Genomic DNA, 9,615 nt, shown 5'->3' with positions numbered 1-9,615 from the left:
CCCGGATAGCCGACGTGCTGGGCGCCGAACATGGCCTGGAGCTCACTTCGGTGGAAGCCGAGGCCGACGTGATCCTGGTCAACACCTGCTCCATCCGCGAGCGGGCCGAAGACAAGATGTTTTCCCTGATCGGGCAATGGAAGCACCTCAAGCGCGACAAACCGGTGCTGATCGGCGTCGGCGGCTGCGTGGCCAGCCAGGAGGGCGAGGCCCTGCTCAAGCGGGCGCCGTGGGTGGACCTGGTGTTCGGCCCGCAGACCCTGCACCGCCTGCCCGACATGATCGATGCCCGCCGCGCCACCGGCAAACCCCAGGTGGACATCAGCTTCCCCGAAGTGGAGAAGTTCGACCGCATGCCCGAGCCGCGCGCCGAAGGCGCCAGTGCCTATGTTTCGGTGATCGAGGGCTGCAGCAAATACTGCTCGTTCTGCGTGGTGCCCTACACCCGGGGCGAAGAAGTGTCGCGGCCGTTCGACGACGTTCTGGTGGAAGTGGCGAAACGGGTGGCGCAGGGCGTGCGCGAGGTCCACCTGCTGGGCCAGAACGTCAATGCCTACCGGGGACCGATGGCCGACGGCGACGTGGCCGACCTGGCCTTCCTGCTGCGCGCCGTCGCCCAGATCGAGGGCGTCGAACGCATCCGCTACACCACGTCCCACCCGGTGGAGTTCACCGACGCGCTGGTGCTGGCGCACCGCGACCTGCCGCAGCTGGCCAGCTTCCTGCACCTGCCCGTGCAGTCGGGGTCGGACCGCATCCTGGCGGCGATGAAGCGTGGCCACACCGTGCTTGAGTACAAGGCGAAAATCCGCCAGATCCGCGAGGCCAAGCCCGGCATCTCGATCAGTTCGGACTTCATCGTCGGGTTCCCGGGTGAAACCGACCGCGACTTCGAGGCCACGATGAAACTGATCCAGGACATCGGGTTCGACCAGAGCTATTCGTTCGCCTACTCGCGCCGGCCGGGCACGCCGGCCGCCAACCTGCACGACGAGGTGCCGGCCGAAGTGGCCAACGCGCGCCTGCGCCGCCTGCAGGAAGCCATCAACGACAGCGCGCGCAGGATTTCCCAGGCCATGGTCGGCACCGTGCAGCGCGTGCTGGTGGAAGGCCCGAGCGCGCGCAACCCGGACGAACTCACGGGCAAGACCGAGAACATGCGCAACGTGAACTTCCCCGGCCAGAAGAGGCTGGTGGGACATTTCGTGCAGCTGCGCATCACCGAAGTCCGCGCCAATTCACTGCGCGGTGAAATACTGACAAAGGAAGGCGTCGCGGCATGAGCAAACCCCAGCAGCGTGATTTCGTCCTGGAGCCCGAGGACAGCGAAAGGCTGGCCAACCTGTGCGGCCCGTTCGACGAACACCTCCGCCAGATGGAGCTGCGCCTGGGCGTGGAAATCGCCAACCGGGGCCACGTCTTCCGCGTCACCGGCGAGGCCAAGGCCGCCGTGGCGGCGGAGAAACTGCTGCATGCGCTTTACCAGGAGGCGAGCAGCGAGACCCTGGACGCGCATGCCATCCACGACCACCTGGGCAGCGCCCACCTGGAACGGGTGGCGGCCGGCTTCGACGCCTCGGAGGTGGCCATCAAGGTCAAGCGGGGCACCGTGCGGGGCCGCGGCGCCAACCAGGCCAAGTACCTGCAGGCCATCCACACGCACGACATCAGCTTCGGCATCGGCCCGGCCGGCACCGGCAAGACTTTCCTGGCCGTGGCCAGTGCCGTCGAGGCCCTGAACGAATCCCGGGTGCAGCGCCTGTTGCTGGTGCGGCCGGCGGTGGAGGCAGGCGAAAAACTGGGCTTCCTGCCCGGCGACCTGAGCCAGAAGGTGGACCCCTACCTGCGCCCGCTCTACGACGCGCTGTACGAAATGCTGGGCGTGGAAAAGGTGGCCAAGCTGCTTGAGCGCAACGTGATCGAGATCGCGCCGTTGGCCTACATGCGCGGGCGAACGCTCAACGACGCCTACGTGATCCTGGACGAGGCGCAGAACACGTCGGTGGAGCAGATGAAGATGTTCCTGACCCGCCTCGGCTTTGGCTCCACCGCGGTCATCACCGGCGACCTGAGCCAGATCGACCTTCCCAAGCACCAGAAGTCCGGCCTGCGCGATGCCATTGACGTGCTGCGCGGGGTGGAAGGCATCAGCTTTACCTTCTTCACCGCGCACGACGTGGTGCGGCACCCGCTGGTGGCGCGCATCGTCCGGGCTTACGATGCCCGCGACGGCAAGGAGTCGCAGGAATGACCCAGGGTCCGGTGCAGTTGGACGTCAGCGTCAGTTACGGCCTGCCCCGCGCCGGCCTGCCTGCGGCGGTGAGCTTCCGTCGCTGGGCCGCCGCCGCCGCACAGGGCCGCATCCTGCGCGCCGACCTCGCCATCCGGCTGGTGGACGCCAAGGAAGGCCGCGCCCTGAACCGGCACTACCGCGGCGGGGACTACGCGACCAACGTGTTGAGCTTCCCGGCCGAGCTTCCCGAAGGCGTGAACCTGCCCCTGCTGGGTGACCTGGTGATCTGCGCACCCGTGGTGGCCAAGGAAGCCCTGGACCAGGGCAAGCCCCTGTCCGCGCACTACGCCCACCTCACCGTGCACGGCGTGCTTCACCTGCTGGGGCTCGACCACGAGGACGAACGCGAGGCCGAGGCCATGGAGCAGCTCGAGCGCGACATCCTCGCCGGGCTCGGCCTGCCCGACCCCTACTGACGCGGGCCCGGCGCGGTTGCACCGGTAAACGGTGGCTTGGCCCACCCTGCTGCCGCGGCGAAGCGGCCCGATGGGCGCAGGTCAGGCCCGCTGCGGCTGCACGCCCGGTGCCGGCAGGCCCGGCGCGAGCATGCCCTGCGCCGGCGCGATGCCGGCGACCGGGCGCGGCGCACGGCCCAGCAACGCCGGCAGGTCGTTGTGCAGTGGCAGGTTGTCCCGCCGCAGCAGCTCCCAGTGGCCGAACGAAAACGGCGTGACGTGAAGCAGATCGCAGGCATGGCTGGCCAGCCGGGCCAGCCAACCGGGCACCTGCACCGGCAGCGCGGGCCGGCGCGAATGCAGGGACCGCAGCGCGGCCAGATAGTCCCGAAGCGACATCGCCTGGCCGCCGCCAAGTTCGAACTCGCAGGGACGGCCGCCATGATCCAGCCGGGGGCGCCGCGCCAGGCCGGCCAGCGCTTCGCCCAGGTCGCGTACGTCCAGGGCGGCAATCAAGCCCGCGGCGTCGGCGGGCAATGCGTGCACCGGCCAGCGCGCCACGCGACGGATCCACGCCGCGCCGTAGCCGCCGCGCTCGGCGTCCAGCAGCGAGGGCCGCACGATGCAGCAGTTGGCGCCGCTGCGGCGCAGCGCCAGCTCGCCGTCGGCCTTGGAGCGCAGGAAGCCGCTGCGCATGGGCGCCTGCAGCCCCAGCGCCGAGACGTGCACCAGCCGCTGGCCGCTGCGGCGGCAGGCTTCGGCCAGCGCGGCCGGAGCCAGGTGGTGCACCCGCTGGTAGGTCTCGCGGCCGCGCTGGCGCAGGATGCCCACGCAGTTCACCACTACATCGACGTCCTGGAGGCTGGGCAGCCAGGCCTCGGGCGTCAGCAGGTGTTCGAAGTGAACGGCCCGCCGCCCGCAGGCGTGCGCCTCCGCGGGCAGGCGCCGGGCCAGGCGCGACGGGTGCCGGCTGCCGACCTCCACCGTCATTCCCTGCGCCAGCAGCGCGCCGACGGCATGGCGGCCAATGAAGCCGCCGCCGCCCAGCACCAGGACGCGCAGGGCGGCGCCGGCGGGTTTGGAGAGCTTGTCCATCGAAGCACCTCGTTCTGACAGTTATTTCTGTCTTGACAGAAATATATGCCGGGACTAGCATCCATGCAAGCCGAAAAACCGGCAGTCCGGACACCCCGCCATGACCACAGACGCCGCCCCCTACGCCGCCGACCCGCTGAGCCCGGTCAGCCGCCGCTTCGTGCTGCACTGGGGAGAAATGGGCTCCCGCTGGGGTGTCAACCGCACCGTGGCCCAGGTGCACGCCCTGCTTTTCCTGGCCGGCCGGCCGATGGACGCCGAAACCATTGCCACGGTGCTGGTGGTGGCGCGGTCGAACGTCAGCAACAGCCTGCGCGAACTGATGAACCTCAAGCTGGTGCGGGTGTCGCACCTGGTGGGCGAACGGCGCGACCACTTCGAGACGTCGCGCGATGTGTGGGATCTTTTCCGCACCGTCGTGCGCGAGCGCAAGGTACGGGAGTTCGACCCCACCGTGGCCATGCTGCGTGAACTCACCAGCGACCCCGGTTTCGCCGCTGAAGACGCCGATGCCCGCAAGCGCATCCACGAAACGCTCACGTTGATGACCTCACTCTCCTCATGGGGCGAAGAAATGCTTCGGCTCGAGCCCGCCACGCTGATGAAAGTGATGAAACTCGGCAGCCGCATCCAGAAGCTGCTGCGCGAAGGAGACAAGAAATGACCGCTGCCTGGCCGTTGGCGATCTACTACGACGCCTCCTGCCCGCTATGCCGGGAAGAGATGCACGCGCTCAAGGCCCACGACGGCGACCAGCGCCTGGCGCTGGTGGACGCGTCGGCACCCGACTTCAACGACCCCCAACTGGACGCCGCCGGCATCCAACGGGAGGCCCTGATGCGCCTGATCCACGCCCGTGACGCCGCGGGGCAGTGGTACATCGGCGTGGCGGTGTTCGAACAAGCCTATGGCGCGGTGGGCCTGCACCGGGTCGCGGCGCTGTGGGGCCACCCGCGCCTGCGCCCCTTCTGGAACCGGGTCTACCCCTGGGTGGCCCGCTTCCGGCAGCCCCTGTCGTGGCTGCAGTTGAACCGGGCCTACGGCTGGCTGGTCCGGCGCGCCGCAGCCCGTGCCCAGCGCCAGGCCCAGGCCTGCCGCCAGGGCCGGTGCGACCTCCCCGGGCCACCGCCGGCCACGCCGTAACGGAACCGGCGCCGGACTGCGGTTACACTGCGCTACCGCCCGATCGTGGCGCCTGCCCTACCGAGATGTCCGAAGATTCCCCTAGTAGCCCGCCGGAACGCCGCTCCTGGCTTGAACGCCTGAGCCTGGCCTTTTCCGGCGAACCGCAGACCCGCGAAGACCTGGTCGAGATCCTGCGCGACGCCCAGGCCAACGGCCTGGTGACCCCCGACACCCTGAAGATGCTCGAGGGCGCGCTGTCGGTGTCCGAACAGCAGGTCGGCGACATCATGGTGCCCCGCTCCCAGATGGTGTCCCTGCCGCTGGAGGCCAAGTTCCTCGAGCTGATGAACATGGTGGTCGAATCGGGCCACTCGCGCTTCCCGGTGCACGGCGAAGACCGCGACGAGATCCTGGGCATCCTGCTGGCCAAGGACCTGCTGCGCGGCATGGTGGCCGACGGCGGCCCGTCCACGGTGCGCGAGCTGCTGCGCCCGGCGGTGCTGATCCCGGAATCCAAGCGCCTGAACGTGCTGCTCAAGGAGTTCCGGCTGTCGCGCAACCACATGGCCATCGTGGTGGACGAACACGGCGGCGTGGCCGGCCTGATCACCATCGAGGACGTGCTGGAACAGATCGTCGGCGAGATCGACGACGAGCACGACGAAGCCGACGAAGCCAAGCTGATCGCGGCCCAGGCCGACGGCCAGTTCGTGGTGGACGCCCTGACGCCGATCTCCGACTTCAACGACCAGTTCGGCGCCGACTTCGACGACGACGAATACGACACCATTGGCGGCCTGGTCACGTCGGCCATCGGCCACCTGCCGGAGGCGGGCGAAGAACTGGCCCTGGGCCGGTTCCACTTCCGCGTGGGCCGCGCCGACGCCCGTCGGGTGCACACCTTCGTGCTGAGCGTGCATGCGCCTGAGTGACCGGCGCAGCCTGGCTGCACCGCTGCTCTGGCTGGCCCTGCTGATCTGGCCGGCGCTGGTGCTGGCATCGCCGCGCATCGGCGTAGTGACGATGGAGCCGGGCGGCATTTTCTTCGAGCGCTTCGGCCACAACGCCATCGTGGTGCAGGACGACGACACCGGCACCGCCACGTCGTACAACTTCGGCTATTTCGACATGGACGAGCCGGGCTTCTTCGGCAATTTCGTCCGCGGCCACATGCAGTACTGGCTGGTGGCGCTGCCGCTGGACGACGACCTGGCGCGCTACGCGCAAACCGGCCGGGGCGTGGGCGTTCAGTGGCTTGAACTGACGCCGGACGCGGCCACCACCCTGGCCGCAACGCTGGCCGAGAACGCCCGTCCGGAAAACGCGCAGTACCGCTACGACTACTTCACCAGCAACTGCTCCACCAAGGTGCGCGACGCCATCGACCAGGCGCTGGGCGGTGCGCTCCAGCCGCAGCTGTCGGGCCGCTCGCAGGGCAACACCTACCGCAGTGAATCGGTGCGCCTGGCCTCGCCGGCGCCCTGGATGGCGGTGGGGTTCCATCTCGGGCTGGGCGGCTACGCCGACCGGCCGCTGTCGCGCTGGGACGAGTCCTTCATCCCGATGCGCCTGCGCGACGCGCTGCGCGAAGCGAAACTGGCCGATGGCCGGCCGCTGGTCTCCCTTGAACAATCCCTGCTGCCGCACCGCGTGGCGCCGGCACCGGCCGAAGCGCCGCGTCTGCGCACACCGGCACTTTTCGCCGGCCTGGCGCTGGCGGTCCTGGCGCTCTGGTCAGCGCGCCGTGCGCCGCGCGCACTGGCCGCGGGTGCCCTGGTCTTCTGGACGGCCTGTGGCCTGGCGGGCACCGTCATGGCGCTGATCTGGCTGGCCACCGCGCACGTCGCCGGCCACGGCAATGAAAACCTGCTGCTGCTCAGCCCGCTTTGCCTGGCGCTGATTCCCGGTGGCTGGGCCAGACTCCGTGGCCACGAGCCCTCGCCGCGCTTCCGTTGGCTGCTTCGGCTGGTCGCGGGTAGCGCAGCGGTGGCGGGCTTCCTGAAGTTCCTGCCGTTCCTGCCGCAGCAGAACGTCGAATGGGTGCTGTTGCTGCTGCCCCTGCACTGGGCGCTGATGCGCGGCCTGGACCCCAGGCGCTGAGGGCTTGCCCCAGGCGCGCGGCTCGGCCGATGATGCGCCGATGAATCCAGACCTGCCGTCCGCCACGCCCGCCAGCGTCATCAACTGTGCCGCCTATACCCGCGACGGCAAGCGGCTGGATATCGCCCTGGACCAGGTCAGCGACGTGCTGGCGGTCGACGACGGCACCTGGGTCTGGGTGGGCCTGCATGAGCCCGACGAGGCCCTGCTGGACCAGCTGCAGGAAGAATTCGACCTGCACGACCTGGCGGTGGAAGACGCCCATCACGCGCACCAGCGGCCGAAGATCGAAGCTTACGGCAACTCGCTGTTCATCGCCGTGCACACCGCGCAGGCGGTGCAGGGCCAGGTGGCATTCGGCGAAACCCATGTGTTCATGGGGCCGCGCTACCTGCTGACGGTGCGCCATGGCGCGTCGCTGACCTATGCCCCGGTGCGCGCCCGCTGCGAGCGCGAGCCCGAACAGCTGGCCATGGGCCCCAGCTTCGGCCTGTATGCGGTGCTCGACTTCATCGTCGACAACTACCTGCCGATCGTCGATGAGTTCCGCGAAAAGCTCAACGGGCTCGAGAAGGACATCTTCGCCGAGAGCTTCAGCCGCCACACCGTGATCAAGCTCTACGAACTCAAGCGCGAGCTCACCCGCCTGCGCCTGGCCGTGGCGCCCATGCAGGACATCACCGGCCAGCTCACGCGCGTGCACACCAACATGGTGGGCGAAGAGATGCGCCTGTACTTCCGCGACGTGTTCGACCACACGCTGCGCGTCAACGATGCCACCGACACCCTGCGTGAGATGCTGACCGCCGCCATGTCGGTCAACCTGGCCCTCGTCACCGTGGCCCAGGGCGAAGTGGTGAAGCGCCTGGCCGGCTGGGCCGGCCTGCTGGCGGCGCCCACGCTGATCGCCAGCTGGTACGGCATGAACTTCAGGTTCATGCCCGAGCTGGCCGGCCGCTACAGCTACCTGGCCCTGGTGGGCGTCACGGTGGCGATCGTGGCCGGGCTGTTCATCGTGCTGCGCCGCGCCAAGTGGATCTGATCCCGCGCCTGACTTGACCGACGTCAAGGACGGCGCCGCGGACGGCCGCTAGCCTTCCCGCCATGACCGCCATTCCACCCTTCGACGCCGAGCTGCTGCGCCGCTACGACCGCCCCGGTCCGCGGTACACCTCCTACCCGACCGCGCCACAGTTCCACTCCGGCTTTGGCGAACCGCAGTTCCGCCAGGCCGCGCAGCTGAGCAACGACGACCCCATCCCGCGCCGGCTGTCGCTGTACGTACACGTGCCGTTCTGCTTCAGCCCCTGCTTCTACTGCGGCTGCAACCGCATCATCACCCGCGACCACTCGCGTGCCGACGGCTACCTGCAGCGCCTGGTGCGCGAGGCGTCGCTGCTGGGTCCGCTGTTCGACCGCGACCGCGACGTGATGCAGGTGCACCTGGGCGGCGGCACGCCCAACTTCCTCACGCCGGGCCAGATCGGCGAGCTGCTGGAAACGCTGAGCCGCCACTTCCACTTCAGCCAGAGCCCGGAACGCGACTTCTCGATCGAGATCGACCCCCGGTGCATCAACCCCGGCGACATCGAGGCCCTGGCCTTCATGGGCTTCAACCGCGCCAGCCTGGGCGTGCAGGACTTCGACCCGGCGGTGCAGGAAGCGGTGAACCGCATCCAGAGCGTCGAGGAAACCCAGGCGGTGATCGATGCCTGCCGCGCGAACGGTTTCCGCTCGGTGAACGTGGACCTGATCTACGGCCTGCCGCGCCAGACGCGCGAGGGCTTCGGCAAGACCCTGGACACCATGATCGCCACCCGCCCCGACCGCCTGGCGGTGTACAGCTACGCGCACATGCCGCAGCTGTTCCGGCCCCAGCAGCGCATCAACGAAGCCGAGCTTCCCAGCGCCGAAGACAAGCTGGGCCTGCTGCAGCTGGCCATCGAAAAGCTTTCGGCCGCGGGCTACCAGTACATCGGCATGGACCATTTCGCGCTGCCCGGCGACGACCTGGCCACGGCCCAGGAACAGGGCCACCTGCACCGCAACTTCATGGGCTACACCACCCATGCCGACTGCGACCTGATCGGCCTGGGCGTAAGTTCCATCAGCCACATCGGCGACACGTACAGCCAGAACCCGCGCGACCTGCCGTCCTGGGAGATCGCCATCGACAGCGGCCGCCTGCCGACCTGGCGCGGCATGTCCCTGGACGCCGACGACGTACTGCGCGCCGAGTTGATCCAGCAGCTGATGTGCCACGGCGAGGTGGACTTCGCCACCCTGGAGCAGCGCCACGAAATCGAGTTCGAAGACTACTTCCGCGACGACCTGGCACGCCTGGAGCCGCTGGTGGCGGACGGCCTGGTCGAGCGCCACGCCCGCAGCCTGCGGGTGACGTCGCGCGGCCGGCTGTTGCTGCGTATCATAGCGGCATGCTTCGACCGATACCTCCAGCAGCCGCAATCCGAGCCCGCGCGGTTCTCCAAGGCCATCTGAGGCCGGCATTGCGGTGGGCCACTTGAGTCCCGCGTCGCGGCGCCGCCCCCAGCCCACCCCCGCCGCCGCCCCCCCCCGCCGCCCCCCGAAAAAAAGGCGACCCACGCC

The 9,615-nt window shown here is 69.1% G+C and carries 10 protein-coding genes; 9 read left to right on the top strand and 1 reads right to left on the bottom strand.

Annotated elements, in window-relative coordinates; all coding sequences use genetic code 11:
- The 3 genes from miaB to ybeY all read left to right on the top strand — a co-directional run.
- Window positions 1–1,283: tRNA (N6-isopentenyl adenosine(37)-C2)-methylthiotransferase MiaB (gene miaB / locus K0M70_RS13980; protein WP_290782949.1), on the top strand; the 1,283-nt coding region annotated here is incomplete at its 5' end.
- Complete coding sequence (locus K0M70_RS13975) at window positions 1,280–2,251, top strand: PhoH family protein (RefSeq protein ID WP_290782947.1); 972 nt, start codon at window positions 1,280–1,282, stop codon at window positions 2,249–2,251. The genes miaB and K0M70_RS13975, both read left to right, overlap by 4 nt.
- A complete protein-coding gene (gene ybeY, locus K0M70_RS13970) occupies window positions 2,248–2,709 on the top strand; it encodes an rRNA maturation RNase YbeY (RefSeq protein ID WP_290782945.1) in 462 nt (153 codons plus the stop codon). Before K0M70_RS13975 ends, ybeY begins: the two co-directional genes overlap by 4 nt.
- 81 nt (window positions 2,710–2,790) lie before the next feature.
- Here the strand turns inward: ybeY and K0M70_RS13965 are convergent, their stop codons facing one another.
- Window positions 2,791–3,783 (bottom strand): NAD(P)H-binding protein, encoded by a 993-nt coding sequence (locus K0M70_RS13965; protein ID WP_290782943.1) that lies wholly within the window; start codon window positions 3,781–3,783, stop codon window positions 2,791–2,793.
- Between the two features lie 100 nt (window positions 3,784–3,883).
- Between K0M70_RS13965 and K0M70_RS13960 the strand changes: the two genes are divergently transcribed.
- The 6 genes from K0M70_RS13960 (at window position 3,884) to hemN (ending at window position 9,507) form a co-directional block, all read left to right on the top strand.
- Window positions 3,884–4,447 (top strand): hypothetical protein, encoded by a 564-nt coding sequence (locus K0M70_RS13960; protein ID WP_290782941.1) that lies wholly within the window; start codon window positions 3,884–3,886, stop codon window positions 4,445–4,447.
- Complete coding sequence (locus K0M70_RS13955) at window positions 4,444–4,926, top strand: DUF393 domain-containing protein (RefSeq protein WP_290782939.1); 483 nt, start codon at window positions 4,444–4,446, stop codon at window positions 4,924–4,926. The genes K0M70_RS13960 and K0M70_RS13955 overlap by 4 nt, the downstream gene beginning before the upstream one ends.
- Before the next feature lie 65 nt (window positions 4,927–4,991).
- Window positions 4,992–5,840 carry a transporter associated domain-containing protein gene (locus K0M70_RS13950; RefSeq protein WP_290782936.1) on the top strand — a complete coding sequence of 283 codons (849 nt, stop codon included), beginning with the start codon at window positions 4,992–4,994 and terminating at the stop codon, window positions 5,838–5,840.
- Window positions 5,827–7,008: a DUF4105 domain-containing protein gene (locus K0M70_RS13945; RefSeq protein ID WP_290782934.1), complete on the top strand. Its 1,182-nt coding sequence runs from the start codon at window positions 5,827–5,829 to the stop codon at window positions 7,006–7,008. The genes K0M70_RS13950 and K0M70_RS13945 overlap by 14 nt, the downstream gene beginning before the upstream one ends.
- Before the next feature lie 40 nt (window positions 7,009–7,048).
- Entirely contained in the window at window positions 7,049–8,050 is a 1,002-nt protein-coding gene (locus tag K0M70_RS13940) for a magnesium and cobalt transport protein CorA (protein WP_290782932.1), read from the top strand.
- Window positions 8,051–8,112: 62 nt separating this feature from the next.
- Window positions 8,113–9,507: an oxygen-independent coproporphyrinogen III oxidase gene (gene hemN, locus K0M70_RS13935; RefSeq protein ID WP_290782930.1), complete on the top strand. Its 1,395-nt coding sequence runs from the start codon at window positions 8,113–8,115 to the stop codon at window positions 9,505–9,507.
- Window positions 9,508–9,615: the final 108 nt, after the last annotated feature.

The sequence above is a fragment of the Arenimonas sp. genome (assembly GCF_019459675.1).
Taxonomy (GTDB): Bacteria; Pseudomonadota; Gammaproteobacteria; order Xanthomonadales; family Xanthomonadaceae; genus Arenimonas.
The sequence above is the reverse complement of the archived record's forward strand: the minus strand, read 5'-3'. Positions and strand labels throughout refer to the sequence as shown.

Coding starts and splice junctions, on each gene's coding strand:
- K0M70_RS13975 (WP_290782947.1), top strand. CDS start 1,280: ATGAGCAAACCCCAGCAGCGTGATTTCGTCCTGGAGCCCGAGGACAGC.
- ybeY (WP_290782945.1), top strand. CDS start 2,248: ATGACCCAGGGTCCGGTGCAGTTGGACGTCAGCGTCAGTTACGGCCTG.
- K0M70_RS13965 (WP_290782943.1), bottom strand. CDS start 3,783: ATGGACAAGCTCTCCAAACCCGCCGGCGCCGCCCTGCGCGTCCTGGTG.
- K0M70_RS13960 (WP_290782941.1), top strand. CDS start 3,884: ATGACCACAGACGCCGCCCCCTACGCCGCCGACCCGCTGAGCCCGGTC.
- K0M70_RS13955 (WP_290782939.1), top strand. CDS start 4,444: ATGACCGCTGCCTGGCCGTTGGCGATCTACTACGACGCCTCCTGCCCG.
- K0M70_RS13950 (WP_290782936.1), top strand. CDS start 4,992: ATGTCCGAAGATTCCCCTAGTAGCCCGCCGGAACGCCGCTCCTGGCTT.
- K0M70_RS13945 (WP_290782934.1), top strand. CDS start 5,827: ATGCGCCTGAGTGACCGGCGCAGCCTGGCTGCACCGCTGCTCTGGCTG.
- K0M70_RS13940 (WP_290782932.1), top strand. CDS start 7,049: ATGAATCCAGACCTGCCGTCCGCCACGCCCGCCAGCGTCATCAACTGT.
- hemN (WP_290782930.1), top strand. CDS start 8,113: ATGACCGCCATTCCACCCTTCGACGCCGAGCTGCTGCGCCGCTACGAC.